Genomic DNA, 20,779 nt, shown 5'->3' with positions numbered 1-20,779 from the left:
CGACCTTGTCGCCATCCCCTTGCTGCTTTTGCTATCTATGTTCTATAAAGACAGCGAAGAACTCCTCGCTGTCATCTGCTCCGACCTAAGCGGCATTCCTACTTGTTGTTTTTCGGAATCCGAATCGTAAATTGATAAAATTCATCATGGTCTTCTTCATTTGTCTCTACGGGCAGACCCGTCTGCATGACCATATCAATCGATTGCCGCACCGTATTGATGGCGATACGAGCGTCTCGGGAAAATGCCTTCCAACGCGGCTTCGACTCTTTTTCCGCTTTTGGATTTTCTGCTGCTTCCAGAAGCTGTTTGACTCGCACTTCTGTTTGCTTGACATTCCACTCTCGCTCGACGATCTCGGCCAGCACTTTATTTTGCAACTCCGCATCCTTCAACGGGATCAAGGCTCTCGCGTGTCTCTCGGTTACTTGTCGCATCAACAGCGCATCTTGAATCTCTTGCGGCAAATGCAGCAATCTCAGCTTGTTGGCAATGGTGGATTGTCCTTTTCCCAAGCGTTGAGCCAGGCTTTCCTGTGTCAGGTCGTGCAAATCAATCAGCTTTTGGTAGGCAACCGCCTCTTCAATTGCTGTTAATCCCTCTCGCTGCAGATTTTCAATCAAAGCAATGGAAGCTGTTTGCGCATCATTGAAATCTTTGATAATCGCAGGGATTCTTTCCATGCCCAGCTTTTTTGTTGCCCGTAAACGTCGTTCTCCGGCAATCAACTCATACTGACCATCTCTCAACCGTACAACAATCGGTTGAATAAGCCCGTGAGTGCGTATCGTTTGACACAGCTCATCGATTTTCTCGTCATCAAATACTGTTCGAGGCTGGTATGGATTCGGTACAATCTCCTCGACTGGTAATTGCCTGATCTCTTCATTCTCTGTCTTGTCCGTTAATCCAAAAATCCGAGAAAATGAATCCCTTACTGCCATAGAAAAATCCCCCACTTCTACCCGTTCCATCCGTACTATTGGTAATCCTTACGCTGCTGCTTGTGATTGCTTCTGGAAAAATCAACATCGCCAAGCTGTTCACAAAAAATCTTGCTGCTACAATGGCACGGGCTTCTTCATCAGTCATTCCAACCTCATTACCACGCATACTCGACCAGATGAGTCTTTTGAAACAATCGCCAGCAAAAAGCAAGCTCCTGGCAGCGTTTGCTGACAACACCCCAATCGTTTCGCGACATCATCTTTTCCATTCCCTTTTGCTTGGCGAAGGCGCAGACAATCCTCCACGTGAAAAAAAGGCCCTGTCTATGCATGCTGCATACGACAGAATCTTTTCATGAAGCTATTTGTCTGTCTCTCTTATACATCGGCTGGAAGGGACTATTCACCGTATACCCAATTTCCTTGTGCCTACAGTTTGTCATCCCCGCTTCCATGACAAAATCCATCGGCGTGTGCGCTTACAAGATTTTGTTAGGAGTGTACATGCTTGTTGTGAATGACAACCATTCAGTCATGCACGGACCTGATCGAGTCTTTTCGAAAATGCTTGTGGAGATAGATGTTCTGTTCACACTGTGAAAGGAGGCTAGTTCTTCAGAGCTAGTTTCCGTCCTCCTCGCATTTCAAACCGTCAGCCACTTTCCCTCAGAAATGTCTCTTTCCCTCATTTCCTCCGTTTCCTTTAGAGGATAGCGCATAAATCTCGCTTACAAGGTTCTCAGGCCCTACAGACTGTCCTTCCTAAAAGACGCTTCTTGCCTATCCGATCGTTTTGAAAAATCCCCTTTGACCTATCGTCATTTTCTAGACAAATGACTTCGGTTTTCTTTTATATAAGTAATTCTGCAAGCTTTGCCCAATTCCTGCTTGGGAAAAACGTTTCACGTGAAACATCAATCGTGATCATGGTCATAGAAATTGGCTCTGCCGCTGTGTTTGCCCCGCTCCTCTCCTCCTATGCTCTCATCTGTAGGATGTGAAATCTTGGTGACAGCAAAAAGCTTCGGAAACAGTCGATGAAAGTCCAAAGTCAGGTAGGCAAAGAAGGCAGCGACAATCGCCGTAATATACATTCCGGCACTAAACATCAATCCGATGGCAGACGCAACCCACATCCCTGCTGCCGTAGTCAAGCCTTTAACGGAACCGTTAAATTTGAGGATGGCTCCCGCTCCCAAAAAGCCCATGCCAGTCACCACCTGAGCAGCTACCCTGCCCGGGTCGTTGTTTACCCCGCTGGACTGAAAGCCGTAAATCGAAGCTAGTCCAAACAGACATGAGCCGAAGCAAACCAGGCTGTACGTGCGAAAACCCGCTCCTCGTTGTCTGCTCACATCCTTGATAAAACGCTCGCGTTCCCACCCCATGATGGCTCCAGCCAAAAAAGCGAGAAACAGCCTCAGCAATATGGTCGGAAGCTCTGATGGAAAAAGAGACATCCACACTTCTTCCATGTCTATCATCCTCTCAGAACGGTTGTCGTTCCCTGCAACGTTACTGGTATGTATATGCCCTCTGAAAGAACTCCATGCTTGAAAAAGTAGATTCCTTTGCCCGATCACCATCGATCAATGACCGATACACAATCACAAACACCTTTCCCCTGCACACATCACAAGACCACCAAAAGATCTCTTTCCCTTTTGTCATGAGAAAAGCCCCGTTCGAGAAAAAAGACGGAAATACCCGTCACGTCATCAGCCCCAAAGCACTCACTCTCCTTGGCACAAGCTTTTTCCATGAAACGAAACCAGAAACCACACCGCCCATGACTGTTTTGGGCAATCAGCACTCAAGCGCATCTCTTTTTTGCAGCCAGACGCCAAGACTTTTGCCTACAAAACGGTCATGACCTGACCGTTTTGTTGACCGCGAGTGGTCACATCCCATTTCATGAAAAACGTCGAGACGTTTTTCACACAAAAAAAGACCGCAGCATCAAACTGCGATCTTCCTTCGTTCCTTAAAACCTATTAAGTGACTATACCAGCGGTTTTTTCGCAGGAACGCCCGCTTTGCGCGGATAGCTCTTGGGTGTAGCTTCTACCTTTTCGATAATCACGATGTTGCGCTCTCCTGCTTCCTCCAGCAGTTGGAACGTCTCGACCTTTCGCGTTTTGCCGCCCAGCGTCTTGATCGCCTTTTTCGCTTCGTTCAGCTCTGGCGTAATATCTGCCCCTTTGAGAGCGATAAAATGACCTTTTGGCTGAGCAAATGGCAAACAAAATTCAGAGAGCAAATTCAGGCGGGCTACAGCCCGTGCTACGACCAGATCAAACTTTTCCCGATAGTTGGCTTCCTGCCCGCGATCCTCTGCCCGTCCATGCACCGGATGAACATCTTCCAGCCCCAGTTCACTCGCCACATGCTGCAAGAAGCCCATACGCTTGTTCAACGAATCAATAATCGTCATTTTCACATGCGGGAAGCAAATTTTCAGCGGAATGCTGGGGAACCCGGCTCCTCCTCCGATATCCACTACCGATTTTACCTGGTCAAAAGGAAAGTAAAAGGCAGGGGTGATCGAGTCGTAAAAATGTTTGACGTACACTTGTCCTTCTTCCGTAATGCCCGTCAAATTCATTTTTTCGTTCCATTCCACGAGCAAACGGAAAAAGTGGTCGAATTGCTCTTTTTGACGCTCTGTTAAGGAAATGCCTTGTGCGGCAAGCGCCTCGGCAAACTGTTCTTTAGTCATTTTGGCTAATCTCCTTACTCCGCTGCCCCTACGCGTTTATACTCCAGATACACCATCAATACCGAGATGTCCGCAGGAGTAACCCCGGCGATACGCGCTGCTTGCCCGATGTTCAGCGGGCGGATATTGGACATGTTCTCGCGGGACTCTTTGGACAAGCCGGAAATTTGATGATAGTCGATGTCGGCTGGTATGCGACGTTCCTCCATTTTCTTCATCCGCTCTACTTGCTGCAAAGACTTTTTGATGTAGCCATCGTATTTAATCTGGATTTCTACCTGTTCTGTCACATCGTCCGGCAAAACTTCCGGGGCTGGCACCATCGCCACAATATGGCTGTAGTTGATCTCTGGACGGCGCAACAACTGAGCCAGCTCGATCACTTCTGTCAATTCCGGCGAACCGGCAGCGCGCAATACTTCCTGCACATGTTGCATATCAGGGCGTACACGCGTATTTTCCACACGTTCCTTTTCCTGCTCGATCAATCGGCGTTTTTCGTTGTAGCGTCTGTAGCGCTCTTCGCTGATCAAGCCGATTTCATAGCCGATATCAGTCAGGCGCAAATCGGCATTGTCATGGCGCAAAAGCAAACGGTACTCGGCCCGGGAAGTGAGCAGCCGATACGGCTCATGCGTTCCTTTTGTCACGAGGTCGTCGATCAGCACGCCGATATACGCCTCTTCCCTGCCCAAAATGACAGGCGGTTTCCCTTGAACGCGGCGTGCAGCATTGATCCCGGCCATCAAACCTTGGCCCGCTGCTTCTTCATAGCCAGATGTTCCATTAATTTGCCCGGCAGTAAACAATCCCGGCAATTTCTTCGTTTCCAGCGACGGCCAAAGCTGTGTCGGCACAATCGAATCGTACTCGATCGCATAGCCAGGGCGCATCATTTTGACTTCTTCCATTCCAGCCATCGAACGCAGCATGGACAACTGCACGTCTTCCGGCAAGCTCGTGGACAAGCCTTGTACGTACATCTCTTCTGTATTTCGCCCTTCCGGCTCCAGGAAGATTTGATGGCGTGGCTTATCGTTGAAACGCACCACTTTATCCTCAATGGACGGACAGTAACGCGGCCCGGTTCCCTCAATCATGCCGGAGTACATCGGAGCACGGTGCAAATTGCTATTGATCAAGCCATGCGTGTCTTCATTGGTATACGTCAGCCAGCAAGGCAGCTGGTCCATAATAAATTCTGTCGTTTCATAAGAAAATGCCCGTGGAACAGGGTCGCCAGGCTGAATCTCCATTTTGGAAAAATCAACGCTGTTTTTATGAACACGAGGTGGCGTTCCCGTCTTGAAGCGAGTCATTTCAAAACCAAGCTCTTTCAAATGCAGCGCCAGGCGAATCGACGGGCGCATGTTGTTCGGCCCGCTCTCATACTGCAAGTCGCCAAGAATGATTTTTCCGCGCAAATACGTTCCGGTAGTCAACACGACGGATTTAGCCTTGTAGCGAGCGCCTGTCTGGGTGATGACCCCTACGCATACTCCATCTTCGACGAGCAGCTCCTCGACCATGGCTTGGCGAAGGATCAAATTTGGCGTATTTTCAATCGTTTTCTTCATTTCGTGCTGGTAGGCAAACTTGTCTGCCTGTGCACGCAAAGCATGTACAGCAGGACCCTTTCCCGTATTCAGCATCCGCATTTGAATATGCGTTTTATCCGTATTTCGTCCCATTTCGCCGCCGAGTGCATCCAGCTCCCGTACAACGTGGCCTTTTGCCGGACCACCTACCGACGGATTGCAGGGCATATAAGCGACCGCATCCAGATTGATCGTCAAAAGCAGCGTGTTGCAGCCCATGCGTGCCGCAGCCAAAGCTGACTCACACCCCGCATGACCTGCCCCGATTACGATGACGTCAAACGAGCCTGCTTCATACGCAGGTACAGCGTTCATTTTGTTTTCCCCCTTGCTCATAAGTGCTATCTCGCATCTAACTTTCTTTTCATAAAAACGATTGCGTCCTGCCAATACAGTACGACTTCTTTCTTGCCTATGCCGCGAGCTTTCCTCGCTCTAACCGACTACGCACCATCGCCATGCCTGCATCCCCTGCTTGCGGCGAATGACGAACTGTTTCTTTTCTATTACCAGCCTACTTGCCCAGACAAAATTGCGAGAAAATCTGATCGATCAAATCCTCACCGACACTCTCGCCGATGACTTCTCCCAACAGCTCCCACGACTTCTTGATGTCAATTTGAATCATATCGACTGGCATCAGATCGTCAATGCCGCCGAGCGCCTCGTCAATCGCTCTTTCCGCCTGGCGCAGCAATTGAATATGCCGGGCATTGCTGACATACGTCAAATCATCCTGCTGTACACGGCCGCTGAAGAAAATTTCTCCGATCGCCTGCTCCAGCAAATCGATGCCTTTTTCTTCGCGCGCCGACGTCATGATGAGCGGCTGCTGTGGAAAATGGCGTTTGATCTCTTCCAGGTCCACTTTTTGCGGCAAGTCGAACTTGTTCACAATCACGATGACCTGAAACCCTTTTGCCGCTTCAAAAATCGCATAATCATCAGCAGTGAGCGGTTCGTTGTAGTTGATCACGAGCAAGACGAGATCCGCCTTTTGCAAAAGCTGCCGCGATTTCTCTACCCCGATTTTTTCCACGATATCGTCCGTATCGCGAATGCCTGCCGTATCAATCAGACGCAAAGGCACCCCGCGCACATTGACGTACTCTTCGATAACGTCGCGAGTCGTCCCGGCTACATCCGTGACAATCGCCTTTTCCTCTTGAACAAGGCTGTTCAAAAGAGAGGATTTCCCCACGTTTGGCCGCCCGATAATCGCTGTCGACAAGCCTTCACGCAAGATTTTTCCTTGCTTTGCGGTCTGCAAAAGACGTTGAATCTCGCTTTTTACCTCCAGGCATTTTCCGCGCAGGAAGTTTTGCGTAAACTCCTCCACGTCATGCTCGGGATAATCTAACGTTACTTCTATATGGGCCATGGCTTCAATCAAATTTTGGCGCAGCTGGCGGATCAAACGCGACAGCTTCCCCTCTACCTGATTCAGTGCCACCTTCATCGCTCTGTCCGTTTTCGCCCGAATCAGATCGATGACAGCTTCTGCCTGGGACAAATCAACGCGTCCGTTTAAAAACGCACGCTTCGTAAACTCGCCCGGCTCCGCCAGTCTGGCTCCGTTATCGAGAATCAGTTCCAGCACCTTTTCAACGGACACGATTCCTCCGTGACAGTTTACTTCCACTACATCCTCTCGCGTAAAAGTTCGCGGAGCCCTCATAACAGACACCAGCACCTCTTCCACCCGATCTCCTGTATGCGGGTCGTACAAGTGCCCGTAATGAATCGTATGGCTGTCCACAGTGGACAACCGCTGTTTTCCTTTATATATCTTATCCACAACTTCGAGCGCTTCCGCACCGCTTACCCGAATGACGGCAATGCCACCTTCCCCCATCGGCGTCGCAACCGCTGCAATTGTATCGAATTTCATGACCTTCACCTCAAGCTTTCCAATCAGACAAGTCAGCCACTAACTTATTAGCTTAACAGATCGCCTTGAAAAATTCCAAATGAAAGTGTAAATTTTACACCCTCTCTTCATCAACAGGAAAAAGCAACCCTGCCGTCCAAGGTTGCTGTCCGCTCTCGTTATCCACAGTATGATCTTTTTTCGAAAAGCTCAACCCTCGCTTTGATTTATCCACAGTGGACAACCGTTTGCTTCGACATAAGCTGCGCCTGCATGCGCAAACGTCGACTTTTGTCGATAACACGTTCCTTTTGACACAAAAAAAGAAGCCTAACGCGAGGCTTCTTTCGGTGCAATGACGATGTATCGGTTTGGCTCGTCTCCTTCGCTGAAGGTAACGACGTCCGCTCTTTTTTGCAAGAAGGCGTGAATTACTTTGCGCTCGGCAGCCGACATTGGCTCCAGCCGCACATCCCGTCTGGTCGACAAAGCTTTTTTCGCCACCCGGTCAGCCAGCTGCTCCAGCGTTTCCTTGCGGCGCATCCGGTAATTCTCGGCATCCAATGTGATGCGTACGTGTTTGTCCGCATGACGGTTCGCTACGACGTTTACGAGATACTGTAAGGAATCCAGAGTCTGCCCTCTGCGGCCAATGATGATTCCAAGGTTGCTGCCCTGGATATCAAACAGGATGCCCTCTTCATTAGTACGAGTCTCCACTTTGGCGTTCACCTTCATGTTAGACAAAACATCTTGAAGAAAGTCACGTCCCTGTGCAACCGGGTCGTAGTGGTATTCCACTTCCACTTTGGCGTCCTTCGCCCCAATCAGGCCAAACAACCCTCTGCTTGGTTCCTCCAGGACGCGAATACTCGCCTTTTCACGCGGTACACCCAATTCCAGCAAAGCTTTTTGCACAGCATCGTCTATCGTTTTTGCCGTAGCTACCACCTTTTTCACTTGGAGGTTCCCTCCTTGGGAGTAAGCTTATTGCCTTTATCACGATACAGGAAATACGTTTGTACGATAGTGAACAGGTTACCGTATACCCAGTACAGGGAGAGCGCAGATGGCAAGGTTACTGCGATAGCCAAAATCATCAGCGGCATCATGATCAGCATCATTTGCATTTGCGGGTTGCCCTGTGTAGCCTGTCCCATCATTTTCGACTGCAAGTAAGTCGTAACTGCGGCGATGATCGGCAAAATGTAGAACGGGTCTTTTTCGCCCAACGTCAGCCACAGGAAGGTTTGAGTCTTGATTTCTTCTGTTCGGATGATCGCGTGGTAAAAGGCGATCAGGATTGGCATTTGCACCAGCATCGGCAAGCAACCCGCGAGTGGATTGACGCCGTTTTTCTGGAACAGAGCCATTGTTTCTTGCTGAGCCTTTTGCGGATCGTTTTTGTGCTTCTCGCGGATTTTTTGCATTTCCGGCTGAAGCTCTTGCATTCTCTTGGAACTCTTGATTTGCTTGACCATCAATGGCAGTACGATCAAACGGATGATGACCGTCGCTACCAGGATACCAAAGCCGTAGTTGTTGCCAAGGATCAAAGCGCTTTCTTTAATCAACCAGGACAAGGGATATACGAGATATTTGTCCCAGAAGCCGGTTGCGTCAGGCCCGATTGGTGCAGCAGTCGTCGGGTTACAGCCTGACAGAACAAGAACCAGCATAGTCAGCATAATTATGCTGAGGGTACGTCTACTCAAGGGTGGTCCTCCTTTTCCCCGCTTCAGTGAGGTATGCTATTTGCGTTGATCCGGAACTGGATCAAACCCGCCCGGGTGGAACGGATGACATTTCAGGATGCGACGAAGAGCCAGCCAGCCTCCACGCCACGCGCCAAATCGGCGAACCGACTCGATCGCATAGTGTGAGCAGGTGGGCGCGAATCTACATGAAGGAGGCTTTAACGGAGATATGAACAGCTGGTATCCCCGAATCAACCAAACCATGATTTTCGCAACCATCGTTTCACCCTCTTTTTCCATTATGTACGGGTGCCCGTTTGATCACTTTGGCCCGCTTCATCACATGCAACAAAGATTGCTCAATGGCTTCAAGCGACATGTTTTCCACTCCCGGACGGGCGATGATGACTAGATCGAGGCCGAGTGGAATGACTGACTCCAACCGCGCTACCGCTTCTCGGATCAGTCGCTTGACTTTGTTGCGGATAACAGCGTTACCAATTTTTTTGCTGACGGAAATTCCAGCGCGAAAAGCAGCTTGTCCCTCCTGCTTGGCTGAATACAGGACAAATTGCTTGTTGGCAGCAGAAGTTCCTCGTTGAAAAACCGCTTGAAAGTGCTCATTTTTTTTGAGCCGGTGTGAACGATGCAAGGTAAACAACCCCTAACATCACAATTATAGTAGAAAACGCAAACAGCATCTACCAGTATATCCTTGTTTCGTCCACTTTTTTCCCAAAGTACACATACTTTGCAAGAAATTTAGCCGATTTTCGCGATCAGCTCGGCTCTTGCGCTTCGCAGTTCTGCCGCCTTCGCCTGATCCATCTGGAAAAAGCCCAGCTCCAGCAGCGACTCCCCAAGCCCTGGCGGAAGCTCTTGTCGATGCTCCTCCCACCAGTTGTCGGCGTCTGTGCTCGAATACAGCCAAACCGCTTCGGAAAACAGCAGGAACCCCGCTTCGGCATACTGCTCCTTCTGCAAAAGTCTTCCCATCTTCTGCTGCAAAAGAACATCGTTTTCCGCTCCGAGTGCGAACGCCTCTGGACCAGCCTTCGTTTGCAAGTGGGCACGATAATCGGAAAGCACCGCCAGCCCTTCCATAAGCGCTTCTCTTGCAGCGTATCTCACGGAAAAGTGCCGCTCAAGCTCCGACCAGCCGCCTAACCCACTCACGAGCTGGAAAAGCGCACGATCGCTGAGCTGTCCTTGCGAGACGAAAGCAATCAGCTGCATGGCCTCCAGCCACCCTGCCCATTCGAGCAAAGCAGCGGAGTACAAGCGCCCTTCTGCCAAAGCCTCATCTGCGATGCGCTCGTACTCCTCGACCGCCGCCCTCGCCTGTGCAATCATCTTCGCTTTTGCCTCTTCTGATTCGAGATAAGCACGCATCTGTGGAAACCAGTCTGCAAAGCGGCCAGTTGGATCTGCCACCAGCCGTGCTTCCTGCAAATAGCGCCAACGCCAAGGATTGTCGCGTACATCATCCGCAGTCGGCACAGGATGGACGTGCAGCTGAATCAGTTGACCGCGAAACGAATGATTTTCGCTGCGGTGTTCCCTCGTTCCCTCCACAAAAAGGTTCAAGTCGAGATCGCTGAAGGCGTCTGCCTCCCCTCTCCCAACCGAACCTCCTGCATAGGCGCAAACTAAGTCAGGCAAAGCCAGCTCATGGACAAAATCACGGCCTACCCCAATAAAAAAGTCGGTGAAATTCTCTTCATTAGGCTTCATCGTCCCTCCCGCTCTTTTCAAACAGCATGAATCAAGAACTTTTTTGGTAGCTAGGTAATGATTCTCCACCAAAAGGTTCCACGCCGCGGCGAGACTTCCTCTTTCCACCTAAAAAAAGAATTTTCCGACATCATCTGGCAAACAAAAAGGCCACTGGAAATGTGGCCTACGCGGAAAGAACTTTTCTACCTCTTTGACGACGAGCAGCCAAAATTTTACGGCCGTTTTTTGTGCTCATGCGCTTACGGAATCCATGATCCTTTTTGCGCTTGCGATTGTTAGGGTTGAATGATGGTTTCATTATCGTATACACCTCCGTCTAGCACAGACATTCTTTTGCATTATAAGGACATATATAAAAAAAGTCAAGCAGCGATGGAATTTCGTTTCCAAGGCAAATATCCCCACAAAACTATTTCCCGGGTCTGTGGATATCGTTTTATCCACAAAAACAGGTTTCGACAACTTTATCTACAGCTTGTACACAAAATATAGATATGTGAATATGTGGCTAGTACCAGTGGTTGTGTTTGTGGATAAGTATGAAAAAACCATTGATGCCATGCCTTATATCTGTTATTATGTTTTTGTTTTGAAGCGTGAATAACTCCGATAGGCTAATCGGTTTTTCCACAGGGTGTGGATAAGTTTGTGGACAGATTCCTTCCTATGTGTATGTCGTTACACACAGGGATGAGGATAACCGTCTGCTTTTTTTCTCTTCTGCGAGCAGAATCCCTATTTTTCGACTTTTTTTATCCACAGTCGTCAAATACGACCGTGTTGACAATCGGGTCACACATATGCGGTTTTTGCAATTGTTATCGTTTATTTTTTATCGGTGATTTTTATTTTTCGGATGGCCCAAAAGGAGGGATTCTGGTTGGATGCAGCGATTAGCGAACTATGGCGCAAAGTTCTCGCCAAGATAGAAAAATCGCTAAGCAAACCAAGTTTCGATACCTGGCTCAAAGCAACCAGGGCAACCACCCTGGAAGAGGATGCACTGATCGTCGTGGCGCCCAATGACTTTGCGAGAGATTGGCTCGAAACCCGGTACGCTCAACTGATTACCGATACACTATATGAAGTGACAGGTATCAATATGAAGGTAAAATTCGTCGCCCTGCAAAATCAGGATGCCGCATTTGCCGAGGAACAACCTACCCCACGGGTGAAAATGAGCGCTCCGCCCACAGCAGCGGATGACCAGCCACCCAGCATTTTGAATCCCAAGTACACCTTTGACACTTTCGTTATCGGTGCGGGAAATCGTTTCGCTCATGCCGCTTCGCTTGCAGTCGCAGAAGCTCCTGCCAAAGCTTACAATCCCCTCTTCATTTACGGAGGAGTCGGACTTGGCAAAACCCACTTGATGCACGCAATTGGCCATTATGTTATCCAACACAATCCATCGGCAAAAGTGGTCTATTTGTCGTCCGAGAAGTTTACCAATGAGTTCATCAACTCCATTCGGGACAACAAGGCCGTCGAATTTCGCAACAAGTACCGGAGTGTAGACGTTCTTTTGATTGATGACATTCAGTTTTTGGCTGGCAAGGAGTCGACGCAAGAGGAGTTTTTTCATACGTTCAACGCTCTGCACGAAGAGAGCAAACAGATCATCATTTCCTCCGACCGGCCTCCAAAAGAGATCCCGACGCTGGAAGACCGGCTTCGCTCCCGCTTCGAATGGGGACTGATTACCGACATCCAGCCGCCTGATCTGGAGACGCGGATTGCCATTTTGCGCAAAAAAGCGAAGGCAGAAAACCTCGACATTCCGAACGAGGTAATGGCTTACATCGCGAATCAAATCGACAGCAACATCCGCGAGCTGGAAGGTGCGCTGATCCGTGTCGTTGCTTACTCTTCCTTGATCAATCGCGACATTGATACGCAGCTCGCTGCCGAAGCTTTGAAAGACATCATTCCGTCTTCTCGCCCGCGTGTGATTACCATTATGGACATTCAGCGTGCTGTCGGAGAAGCTTTCAGTCTGAAGCTGGAAGACTTCAAAGCGAAAAAGCGGACCAAAACCGTCGCTTTTCCTCGCCAAATCGCCATGTATTTGTCTCGGGAGCTGACAGACGCCTCCTTGCCAAAAATCGGCGACGAATTTGGCGGACGCGACCATACAACTGTCATCCATGCGCATGAAAAAATCTCGCGGGCACTGGCAAGTGATCCGCAGATGCAAACTACGATTCAGTCGCTCATTGAAAAGTTAAAAGCAAACCACTAAACCTGTGCATAACGCAAAAAGCCTATACACAACTTACCCACATGTGTATAGGCTATCTTTTACGTTATCAGTCCACATATCCACAAATCCACAGGCCCTATTACTACTTCTGTTAAAAAGATATATCCTAATAAGTTATGATAAAGACGCAGCCATTATGCATAGTCCATTAAAAAAATGGCGCAGATAGAGGGAGGATCACGTTGATGCATATTACCGTTCAGCGAGACAAGCTGTCTAACGCCGTGTCACATGTCAGTAAAGCCGTTTCCAGCCGAACAACCATTCCGATTTTGACCGGGATTAAGATAAAAACAGATGACGAGGGGCTTACTCTGACTGCAAGCGACTCGGATGTATCCATCGAAGTACAGATTCCTTTGGAAGAAGCGGGAGAATGGGGAGTAACGATCCATCAGCCTGGAAGCATCGTTTTGACAGCTCGCATTTTCAGCGAAATCGTCCGCAAGCTGCCAAGCAACGAAATCCATATCCAGGTAGACGATCGCCTTGTTACCCAAATCCGTTCCGGACAAGCTGAGTTCACCATCAACGGAATGGATGCCAGCGAGTATCCGCAATTGCCGCATCTGGAAGAGGATAAAGTATTCAGCGTTCCCTGTGACTTGCTAAAAGCAATGATCCGTCAGACTGTTTTTGGCGTATCCACTTCTGAAATGCGCCCGATTCTTACTGGATTGATGTGGTCCCTGGAACAAGGCAAGCTTCGTTTTGTTGCGACTGACAGTCACCGTTTGGCCAGCCGTACTGCCATGGTAGAATGCCCGGATGACCTTTCCTTCCACAACGTAGTCGTACCAGGAAAAAGCTGCAACGAATTGGTAAAAATCTTGGATGATGACCAAAATCCTGCTGATATCGTCGTAGCCGACAATCAAATTTTGGTGAAGTCCAAGCACATTTTGTTCTATTCGCGTTTGCTGGAGGGAACTTATCCAGACACGACCAGAATCATTCCACAAGGAAGCAAAACAGAGATCACTGTCAGCACCAAAGAATTTTTGCAGTCGATCGAGCGCGCTTCCTTGCTCAGCCGCGAAGGCAAATCCAATGTGGTCAAGCTCGTTACGCTGCCGGATGGCACTGTAGAGATCACCTCCAACGCTCCTGAAATCGGGAAAGTAACGGATATTTTGAGTCCGAAAGCGATGGAAGGCGAAGAGCTGAAGATTTCCTTCAACGCCAAATACATGATTGACGCTTTGCGTGCGATTGACAGCTCCGAAATCAGAGCCAGCTTTACTGGCCCGATGAGCCCGTTTGTCATTCGTCCGACGGACCACGATTGGATGCTGCATTTGATCTTGCCAGTCCGTACTTACTAGGGTTTTTTCGTAAAAAAGTTCTTTTTCGTAAAAGAAAGGAGCCAAGCCATGCGTGAGGTTTCCATCAACACCGAATACATTGCTCTCGGCCAATTTTTAAAGCTGGCTGACGTCATCGATACCGGAGGCATGGCCAAAGCTTTTTTGGCAGAGGTGCCGATTCAAATCAATGGCGAGCTGGACAACAGACGAGGCCGCAAGCTATATCCTGGCGATGAAGTGGCGATTGAAGGCCATGGCCGCTTTCAAGTGGTACGCCGCTGAGAGGAGAGCGTGATTCTTGTTTCTCAAGAACCTGTCGCTTACCAACTATCGCAACTATTCATCCCTGTCCTTGGATTTTGATGGCCCCATCCAGTTGTTTATTGGCAACAACGCCCAGGGGAAAACAAATGCACTCGAATCGATATACGTTCTGGCTCTGGCCAAATCCCACCGTACGCCCCGAGACAAGGAGCTAATTACGTGGGATGCCGATTTCGCCACGATCCGTAGCGATGTTCTTCGTCGCTACGGTTCTGTTCGTTTGGAGCTGCAGTTGACAAGCAAAGGAAAGCGGGCCAAAATCAACGGGATGGAGCAGCAAAAGCTGAGCGCCTATGTGGGAGCCTTGAACGTAGTCATGTTTGCGCCGGAGGATTTGTCCATTGTAAAAGGGGCACCCGCTCAGCGCAGACGTTTTATTGACATGGAAATCGGCCAAGTATCGCCCACTTATCTGTATTATTTAAGCAATTACAACAAAGTGCTGGCGCAGCGGAATCAACTGCTGAAGGACTTGGCGATGAAAAAAAGCCATTCGCTGGAAATGCTGGCAATTTGGAATACCCAACTAGCCGATTTAGCGGTAAAATTGTTGAGGAAGCGGTTTGAGTTTCTGCGCAAGCTCCAAGTATGGGCGCAGGAGATCCATACGGGCATTACCAATGGCCGGGAGAAGCTTTCCTTGCACTATGTAAACTCATCGCCAGTTACGGAAGAAATGTCGGTCGAGCAGGCTGTTGATACAATGCTGGCTGCCTATGAAGAGGTTCGCGACCGGGAAATCATGCGCGGAAGCACCTTGATCGGACCGCATCGCGATGATTTTTCGCTCAAAGTGAACAACATGGATGTCCAAACGTACGGTTCACAAGGGCAGCAGCGCACGAGCGCACTGTCCATCAAACTGGCCGAAATCGAACTGATTAAAGAAGAAGTGGGGGAATACCCCGTTCTTTTGTTGGATGATGTCTTGTCAGAGTTGGATGAACATCGGCAAACCCTGTTACTCGAAACCATTCAGGATCGGGTTCAGACGTTTGTGAGCACGACAGGTGTGGAAGGCTTAAAGCATCAGGTTCTCCAGCAAGCCTCTCGTTTTTACGTGAAGGAAGGGACAATCTCGGGAGAAAGGTAGGGATCAGGGATGTTTATTCACATTGGTGGAGATACTGTGGTGAGCACAAAGGAAGTCATTTCCATCCTCGATCATCAAACCGTGAAATCCTCGAAGGTCAACAAGGCTTTCTTGCAGGAAAAGCGGAAGACGATCGTCGACCACAGCGTAGAAGAAACAAAATCGTATGTAATCACCAAGGATGCCATTTACTGTTCACCTATTTCTTCTCTGACGCTAAAGCGACGCGCTCAGTTCGTGGACAGCTTGGATCAGTTTCCCTTTGTACAAGCTGAAGTGGAGGAGTTGACAGAGTAGTGGATCAAGTGACGACGAACGATACAAACTATGATGCGAGTCAGATTCAGGTTCTGGAAGGGCTGGAAGCGGTTCGGAAACGCCCCGGCATGTATATCGGCTCAACCAGCAGCCGCGGTTTGCATCACCTGGTATGGGAGATTGTCGACAATGCCATCGATGAGGCGCTTGCCGGTTATTGCGACAACATCTTGGTGGTCATTCATCCGGACAACTCCGTATCTGTAACTGATAATGGCCGGGGAATCCCAACCGGCATCCACGAGAAAACCGGGAAGTCGACAGTAGAAACGGTTTTAACTGTCCTGCACGCCGGCGGAAAATTTGGCGGCGGCGGATATAAAGTTTCCGGCGGTCTTCACGGGGTAGGTAGCTCGGTTGTAAACGCGCTATCCGAGTGGATGGAAGTAGAAGTAAAGCAGAACAATCAAATTCACTATATGCGTTTTACGGTCGGCGCACCTGTTGCTGATCTTGCTGTTATTGGCGAGACAGAAGAGACGGGAACAAAAGTCACGTTCAAGCCAGACCCGACCATCTTTACAGAAACAACCGTTTTCGAATACGACATTTTGCAAAAACGTATTCGCGAGCTTGCTTTCCTCAACAAAGGACTGCGGATTACGCTGAAAGATACCCGTCCCGAACAGGAAAAGGAAGAATCGTTCCACTATGAGGGCGGTATTGTTCAGTTTGTGGAATATTTGAATAAAAACCGCGAAGCGCTGCACGAAGAAGTCATTTATTGCGAAGGGGAGAAAGACGGCCTGCTTGTTGAGGTTGCCCTGCAATACAACGACAGCTACGTGAGCAATATTTATTCTTTTGCCAACAACATCAACACGCATGAAGGCGGTACGCACGAAACCGGGTTCAAGACAGCTCTTACCCGCGTGATCAACGACTACAGCCGCAAATTCAATCTCCTCAAGGAAAAGGATGCGAACTTGTCCGGGGATGATGTGCGTGAAGGGATCACGGCGATTATTTCGGTGAAGATCCAGGAGCCTCAGTTCGAAGGGCAAACGAAAACAAAGCTCGGCAACTCGGAAGCGCGCAGCATTACCGAGTCCGTGTTTGGCGATCGTTTCAGCACCTTTATGGAGGAAAACCCTGGCGTAGCGAAAAAAGTGGTCGAGAAGGCTCTGATGGCTTCGCGTGCCCGTGAAGCTGCCCGTAAAGCCCGGGAAATGACTCGCCGCAAGAGCGCGCTCGAAGTCAGTGCGCTGCCGGGTAAATTGGCCGACTGCTCTTCCAAGGACGCTTCCGAATCCGAACTGTTCATCGTTGAGGGAGACTCTGCGGGCGGTTCTGCGAAGTCTGGCCGCGATCGTCACTTCCAGGCGATTCTTCCTTTGCGTGGAAAAGTGTTGAACGTAGAAAAGGCGCGCTTGGACAAAATTCTCGGCAACAACGAAATTCGCATGATCATTACGGCGCTCGGCACAGGGGTGGGCGAAGACTTCGACATCACCAAAGCGCGCTACCATAAAGTCGTAATCATGACGGACGCCGACGTGGATGGCTCACATATCCGTACGTTGCTGTTGACGTTCTTCTATCGCTACATGCGTCAGCTCATCGAAGCGGGGTATATTTATATTGCGCAGCCGCCGTTGTACAGCATCAAGCAGGGCAAGACGCTGCATTATGCTTACAACGACAGGCAGCGGGATGAAATACTCGCTACCCTGAAGACTACACCAAAGCCAAATGTGCAACGTTACAAAGGGTTGGGTGAGATGAATGCGGACCAATTGTGGGAAACTACAATGGACCCAGAGATGCGTACACTCTTGCAAGTTGACCTGGAAGACGCCATGGATGCCGATATGGTGTTTGAGACGCTCATGGGCGATGAAGTAGAGCCGCGCAGAGAGTTTATTGAGCAATACGCAGCGACTGTCAGAGATTTGGATATTTAAGACCTTGATGGCTCCATATAGACATTGATTGCAGGAAGGCTCAGCTATGAAACAGGTGTGGAAAAGGCTTCTACCACGCTGTTTTGCGGATCGAAGCGGGTTTTTCGCTGGCTTTTTCGTAGTTGGGCCAGCCTTCTTGCAAAAAATTCACTTTTACCCGATAAAAAAATCAAAAATTCTATTGCAATGAATAAAAATCTATGCTAGATTAAAGATCCAGGAAGCGATACGGGCCTATAGCTCAGTTGGTTAGAGCGCACGCCTGATAAGCGTGAGGTCGGCTGTTCGAGTCAGCCTAGGCCCACCACTTACATAAGGCGATAGCAGCAAAATCAAGATCGCTTACCCATTTGAAAATGGGGCTGTAGCTCAGTTGGGAGAGCGCCTGCCTTGCAAGCAGGAGGTCATCGGTTCGATCCCGTTCAGCTCCACCATAGACTCCTAAAGGCAATTGGCCTGGATATTGTATTGTTCCTCGGTAGCTCAGTTGGTAGAGCAATCGGCTGTTAACCGATCGGTCGGCGGTTCGAGTCCGTCCCGAGGAGCCATATCACGCTCCTGTAGCTCAGTCGGTAGAGCGTTTCCATGGTAAGGAAGAGGTCGCAGGTTCGATTCCTGTCGGGAGCACCAGATTGTTAAAAAGCACGGCCCGTTGGTGAAGCGGTTTAACACAGCAGCCTTTCACGCTGTCATACAGGGGTTCGAATCCCCTACGGGTCACCTATGAATCCCAACTACTTTGTTGGGTCCCTGACAAAAGTCGGGGAGTACGGAGGCTTAGCTCAGCTGGGAGAGCATCTGCCTTACAAGCAGAGGGTCGGCGGTTCGATCCCGTCAGCCTCCACCATTATTACAAAATGATAATTAATATGGAGCTGTGGTGAAGTTGGAGTTCACGCCGGTCTGTCACACCGGAGGTCGCGGGTTCGAGTCCCGTCAGCTCCGCCATTATTCAAACTAATGGTGGCATCTCATATGCACGAGGCTCGGTAGCTCAGTCGGTAGAGCAGAGGACTGAAAATCCTCGTGTCGGCGGTTCGATTCCGTCCCGAGCCACCATGAAATAATCAAATATGCCGGTATAGCTCAATTGGTAGAGCACCTGACTTGTAATCAGGGGGTTGTGGGTTCAAGTCCTATTGCCGGCACCACCTTTAATTTTCAGTTGATAATACTGATGCTGAAAAAGGACAAGATGGGGAGATAGTGAAGTGGCTAAACACGGCAGACTGTAAATCTGCTCCCTCCGGGTTCGGCGGTTCGAATCCGTCTCTCCCCACCATCTTTACTTCATGGCTATTGGGGTATAGCCAAGCGGTAAGGCAACGGACTTTGACTCCGTCATTCCTAGGTTCAAATCCTAGTACCCCAGCCATAATGAGAGCCATTAGCTCAGTTGGTAGAGCATCTGACTTTTAATCAGAGGGTCGAAGGTTCGAGTCCTTCATGGCTCACCAGTTTTTACAAAGTGAATATGCGGTCGTGGCGGAATTGGCAGACGCGCTAGATTCAGGTTCTAGTGGTGGCAACACCGTGGAGGTTCAAGTCCTCTCGACCGCACCATATTTTCTTAAACAAATATGCGGACGTAGCTCAATTGGTAGAGCGTCGCCTTGCCAAGGCGAAGGTCGCGGGTTCGAGACCCGTCGTCCGCTCCATAGATGTTCTCGGGCCTCTCACCCGTTCCGGGTTTACCCTTGAAGAGCATCGACGAAGAGTGTCACGGGCACTTCCAATCTGGCTTGTCGGGTAGGAAATTGACGAAGCAGCGCCAGTAGAAGCGAGACCCGTCGTCTGCTCCATAACATGTGCCCTTAGCTCAGCTGGATAGAGCGTTTGACTACGAATCAAAAGGTCGGGAGTTCGAATCTCTCAGGGCACGCCATTTTTATCTTAATAGTCGGGAAGTAGCTCAGCTTGGTAGAGTACTTGGCTTGGGACCAAGGGGTCGCAGGTTCGAATCCTGTCTTCCCGACCAGTTTTATTAACTTGATATGCCGGTGTGGCGGAATGGCAGACGCGCGCGACTCAAAATCGTGAGGGAAACCGTGGGGGTTCAAGTCCCTTCACCGGCACCATATTTTTGCGGGTGTAGTTCAATGGTAGAACTCCAGCCTTCCAAGCTGGTCGCGTGGGTTCGATTCCCATCACCCGCTCCATTTTTTGCGGAGGGATACCGAAGTGGTCATAACGGGGCGGTCTTGAAAACCGTTAGAGTGCAAGCTCACGGGGGTTCGAATCCCTCTCCCTCCGCCATTTCAATTACTACCTGATGTTCGTGGCGGCGTAGCTCAGATGGCTAGAGCGTTCGGTTCATACCCGAAAGGTCGGGGGTTCGATCCCCTCCACCGCTACCATAGGGGCATAGTTTAACGGTAGAACGAAGGTCTCCAAAACCTTTGGTGTGGGTTCGATTCCTACTGCCCCTGCCAAAAAAACATATTGAATCAATTATGGCGGTCGTGGCGAAGGGGTTAACGCACCGGATTGTGGCTCCGGCACTCGTGGGTTCAAGTCCCATCGATCGCCCCATTTTTATTTCAAATAACGATATATGTCTCAGTAGCTCAGCTGGATAGAGCATCCGCCTTCTAAGCGGACGGTCGGGAGTTCGAACCTCTCCTGAGACGTTTTTACATGCGGTCGTGGTGGAATTGGCAGACACACCATCTTGAGGGGGTGGCGGGGCGACCCGTGCGAGTTCGAGTCTCGCCGACCGCACCACTAACAAATTTCAATGAGATTTAAAAAAACTCTTGAAATTACATTTGAAAGATGTTATATTAAAAGTCCGCTCGCGAATGAGTAGTTTAAAGCGAGTGAACAAATATCAAATCGTCTTCAAAAAAGTCATTGACTCGCTTGAAGAGATATGATAGAATGAAATTCCGCGCTAGTAAAAAGCGCAAAATGCTCTTTGAAAACTGAACAGCGAAAGCGTTGATGAGTCTATCATTAAATGATTTGCCAGCTTTGAACCAGTAACAAACTTTATTGGAGAG

Annotated in this window: 18 protein-coding genes and 24 tRNA genes; 30 read left to right on the top strand and 12 right to left on the bottom strand. The window is 49.5% G+C overall.

The window, feature by feature from the left end:
* Positions 1–98 precede the first annotated feature (98 nt).
* The 12 genes from noc to rpmH all read right to left on the bottom strand — a co-directional run bounded on the left by noc (position 99) and on the right by rpmH (position 10,869).
* Positions 99–944 carry a nucleoid occlusion protein gene (noc, locus tag M2298_RS17160; protein ID WP_122962235.1) on the bottom strand — a complete coding sequence of 282 codons (846 nt, stop codon included), beginning with the start codon at positions 942–944 and terminating at the stop codon, positions 99–101.
* Positions 886–1,092 (bottom strand): hypothetical protein, encoded by a 207-nt coding sequence (locus M2298_RS17155; protein WP_242775353.1) that lies wholly within the window; start codon positions 1,090–1,092, stop codon positions 886–888. The genes noc and M2298_RS17155 overlap by 59 nt, the downstream gene beginning before the upstream one ends.
* A 769-nt stretch (positions 1,093–1,861) precedes the next feature.
* Complete coding sequence (locus M2298_RS17150; RefSeq protein WP_063231689.1) at positions 1,862–2,422, bottom strand: MgtC/SapB family protein; 561 nt, start codon at positions 2,420–2,422, stop codon at positions 1,862–1,864.
* A 527-nt stretch (positions 2,423–2,949) separates the two neighbouring features.
* Positions 2,950–3,666, bottom strand: a complete 717-nt coding sequence (gene rsmG, locus M2298_RS17145; protein WP_122962233.1) for a 16S rRNA (guanine(527)-N(7))-methyltransferase RsmG — start codon at positions 3,664–3,666, stop codon at positions 2,950–2,952.
* Between the two features lie 14 nt (positions 3,667–3,680).
* The gene (gene mnmG / locus M2298_RS17140) at positions 3,681–5,579 is read right to left on the bottom strand and encodes a tRNA uridine-5-carboxymethylaminomethyl(34) synthesis enzyme MnmG (protein ID WP_173598909.1); all 1,899 of its coding nucleotides are present in this window, start codon (positions 5,577–5,579) and stop codon (positions 3,681–3,683) included.
* 199 nt (positions 5,580–5,778) lie between these two features.
* Positions 5,779–7,155 carry a tRNA uridine-5-carboxymethylaminomethyl(34) synthesis GTPase MnmE gene (mnmE, locus tag M2298_RS17135; protein WP_122962231.1) on the bottom strand — a complete coding sequence of 459 codons (1,377 nt, stop codon included), beginning with the start codon at positions 7,153–7,155 and terminating at the stop codon, positions 5,779–5,781.
* A gap of 309 nt (positions 7,156–7,464) precedes the next feature.
* Positions 7,465–8,094 carry an RNA-binding cell elongation regulator Jag/EloR gene (gene jag, locus M2298_RS17130; protein ID WP_122962230.1) on the bottom strand — a complete coding sequence of 210 codons (630 nt, stop codon included), beginning with the start codon at positions 8,092–8,094 and terminating at the stop codon, positions 7,465–7,467.
* On the bottom strand, positions 8,091–8,849 hold the full coding sequence (gene yidC / locus M2298_RS17125; protein ID WP_122962229.1) for a membrane protein insertase YidC: 759 nt from the start codon (positions 8,847–8,849) through the stop codon (positions 8,091–8,093). Before yidC ends, jag begins: the two co-directional genes overlap by 4 nt.
* Before the next feature lie 36 nt (positions 8,850–8,885).
* Positions 8,886–9,110: a membrane protein insertion efficiency factor YidD gene (gene yidD / locus M2298_RS17120; protein WP_122962228.1), complete on the bottom strand. Its 225-nt coding sequence runs from the start codon at positions 9,108–9,110 to the stop codon at positions 8,886–8,888.
* Between the two features lie 4 nt (positions 9,111–9,114).
* A complete protein-coding gene (rnpA, locus tag M2298_RS17115; RefSeq protein WP_063231695.1) occupies positions 9,115–9,483 on the bottom strand; it encodes a ribonuclease P protein component in 369 nt (122 codons plus the stop codon).
* A 110-nt stretch (positions 9,484–9,593) separates the two neighbouring features.
* Positions 9,594–10,565: a nucleotidyltransferase gene (locus M2298_RS17110; protein WP_280648775.1), complete on the bottom strand. Its 972-nt coding sequence runs from the start codon at positions 10,563–10,565 to the stop codon at positions 9,594–9,596.
* A gap of 166 nt (positions 10,566–10,731) precedes the next feature.
* Entirely contained in the window at positions 10,732–10,869 is a 138-nt protein-coding gene (rpmH, locus tag M2298_RS17105) for a 50S ribosomal protein L34 (protein WP_217022156.1), read from the bottom strand.
* A 579-nt stretch (positions 10,870–11,448) separates the two neighbouring features.
* Between rpmH and dnaA the strand changes: the two genes are divergently transcribed.
* From dnaA to M2298_RS16955, 30 genes are all read left to right on the top strand, one after another.
* Entirely contained in the window at positions 11,449–12,810 is a 1,362-nt protein-coding gene (gene dnaA / locus M2298_RS17100; protein WP_063231697.1) for a chromosomal replication initiator protein DnaA, read from the top strand.
* Between the two features lie 206 nt (positions 12,811–13,016).
* On the top strand, positions 13,017–14,156 hold the full coding sequence (dnaN, locus tag M2298_RS17095) for a DNA polymerase III subunit beta (protein ID WP_122962225.1): 1,140 nt from the start codon (positions 13,017–13,019) through the stop codon (positions 14,154–14,156).
* 48 nt (positions 14,157–14,204) lie between these two features.
* Entirely contained in the window at positions 14,205–14,420 is a 216-nt protein-coding gene (yaaA, locus tag M2298_RS17090) for a S4 domain-containing protein YaaA (RefSeq protein ID WP_063231699.1), read from the top strand.
* A gap of 16 nt (positions 14,421–14,436) precedes the next feature.
* Positions 14,437–15,555, top strand: a complete 1,119-nt coding sequence (gene recF, locus M2298_RS17085) for a DNA replication/repair protein RecF (RefSeq protein ID WP_173597195.1) — start codon at positions 14,437–14,439, stop codon at positions 15,553–15,555.
* 9 nt (positions 15,556–15,564) lie between these two features.
* Positions 15,565–15,852: an extracellular matrix regulator RemB gene (remB, locus tag M2298_RS17080; RefSeq protein ID WP_122962223.1), complete on the top strand. Its 288-nt coding sequence runs from the start codon at positions 15,565–15,567 to the stop codon at positions 15,850–15,852.
* Between the two features lie 8 nt (positions 15,853–15,860).
* Complete coding sequence (gyrB, locus tag M2298_RS17075; protein WP_370641116.1) at positions 15,861–17,777, top strand: DNA topoisomerase (ATP-hydrolyzing) subunit B; 1,917 nt, start codon at positions 15,861–15,863, stop codon at positions 17,775–17,777.
* 230 nt (positions 17,778–18,007) lie between these two features.
* A tRNA-Ile gene (locus M2298_RS17070) sits at positions 18,008–18,084 on the top strand.
* Positions 18,085–18,135: 51 nt separating this feature from the next.
* Positions 18,136–18,211: transfer RNA gene (locus M2298_RS17065), tRNA-Ala, on the top strand.
* 38 nt (positions 18,212–18,249) lie between these two features.
* Positions 18,250–18,325 (top strand) — tRNA-Asn (locus M2298_RS17060).
* Positions 18,326–18,331: 6 nt separating this feature from the next.
* Positions 18,332–18,407, top strand: a tRNA-Thr gene (locus M2298_RS17055).
* A 16-nt stretch (positions 18,408–18,423) separates the two neighbouring features.
* Positions 18,424–18,497: transfer RNA gene (locus tag M2298_RS17050), tRNA-Glu, on the top strand.
* Positions 18,498–18,548: 51 nt separating this feature from the next.
* A tRNA-Val gene (locus M2298_RS17045) sits at positions 18,549–18,624 on the top strand.
* Between the two features lie 24 nt (positions 18,625–18,648).
* Positions 18,649–18,725, top strand: a tRNA-Asp gene (locus M2298_RS17040).
* Positions 18,726–18,760: 35 nt separating this feature from the next.
* Positions 18,761–18,836, top strand: a tRNA-Phe gene (locus M2298_RS17035).
* A gap of 16 nt (positions 18,837–18,852) precedes the next feature.
* Positions 18,853–18,928 (top strand) — tRNA-Thr (locus tag M2298_RS17030).
* Positions 18,929–18,974: 46 nt separating this feature from the next.
* A tRNA-Tyr gene (locus tag M2298_RS17025) sits at positions 18,975–19,059 on the top strand.
* A gap of 18 nt (positions 19,060–19,077) precedes the next feature.
* Positions 19,078–19,152: transfer RNA gene (locus M2298_RS17020), tRNA-Gln, on the top strand.
* A 6-nt stretch (positions 19,153–19,158) separates the two neighbouring features.
* A tRNA-Lys gene (locus M2298_RS17015) sits at positions 19,159–19,234 on the top strand.
* 19 nt (positions 19,235–19,253) lie between these two features.
* Positions 19,254–19,340 (top strand) — tRNA-Leu (locus M2298_RS17010).
* Between the two features lie 19 nt (positions 19,341–19,359).
* Positions 19,360–19,435: transfer RNA gene (locus M2298_RS17005), tRNA-Gly, on the top strand.
* Positions 19,436–19,585: 150 nt separating this feature from the next.
* Positions 19,586–19,662 (top strand) — tRNA-Arg (locus M2298_RS17000).
* Between the two features lie 16 nt (positions 19,663–19,678).
* Positions 19,679–19,755, top strand: a tRNA-Pro gene (locus M2298_RS16995).
* 18 nt (positions 19,756–19,773) lie between these two features.
* A tRNA-Leu gene (locus M2298_RS16990) sits at positions 19,774–19,855 on the top strand.
* Between the two features lie 7 nt (positions 19,856–19,862).
* Positions 19,863–19,936: transfer RNA gene (locus M2298_RS16985), tRNA-Gly, on the top strand.
* A gap of 8 nt (positions 19,937–19,944) precedes the next feature.
* A tRNA-Ser gene (locus M2298_RS16980) sits at positions 19,945–20,033 on the top strand.
* A 24-nt stretch (positions 20,034–20,057) separates the two neighbouring features.
* Positions 20,058–20,134, top strand: a tRNA-Met gene (locus M2298_RS16975).
* A 1-nt stretch (position 20,135) separates the two neighbouring features.
* Positions 20,136–20,209 (top strand) — tRNA-Trp (locus M2298_RS16970).
* A 24-nt stretch (positions 20,210–20,233) separates the two neighbouring features.
* Positions 20,234–20,309: transfer RNA gene (locus M2298_RS16965), tRNA-His, on the top strand.
* Between the two features lie 24 nt (positions 20,310–20,333).
* Positions 20,334–20,407, top strand: a tRNA-Arg gene (locus M2298_RS16960).
* Positions 20,408–20,416: 9 nt separating this feature from the next.
* Positions 20,417–20,501 (top strand) — tRNA-Leu (locus M2298_RS16955).
* The last annotated feature ends 278 nt before the right edge of the window (positions 20,502–20,779 follow it).

This window comes from Brevibacillus sp. 1238, assembly GCF_029892995.1.
GTDB classification, from domain to species: domain Bacteria; phylum Bacillota; class Bacilli; order Brevibacillales; family Brevibacillaceae; genus Brevibacillus; species Brevibacillus parabrevis.
The sequence above is the reverse complement of the archived record's forward strand: the minus strand, read 5'-3'. Positions and strand labels throughout refer to the sequence as shown.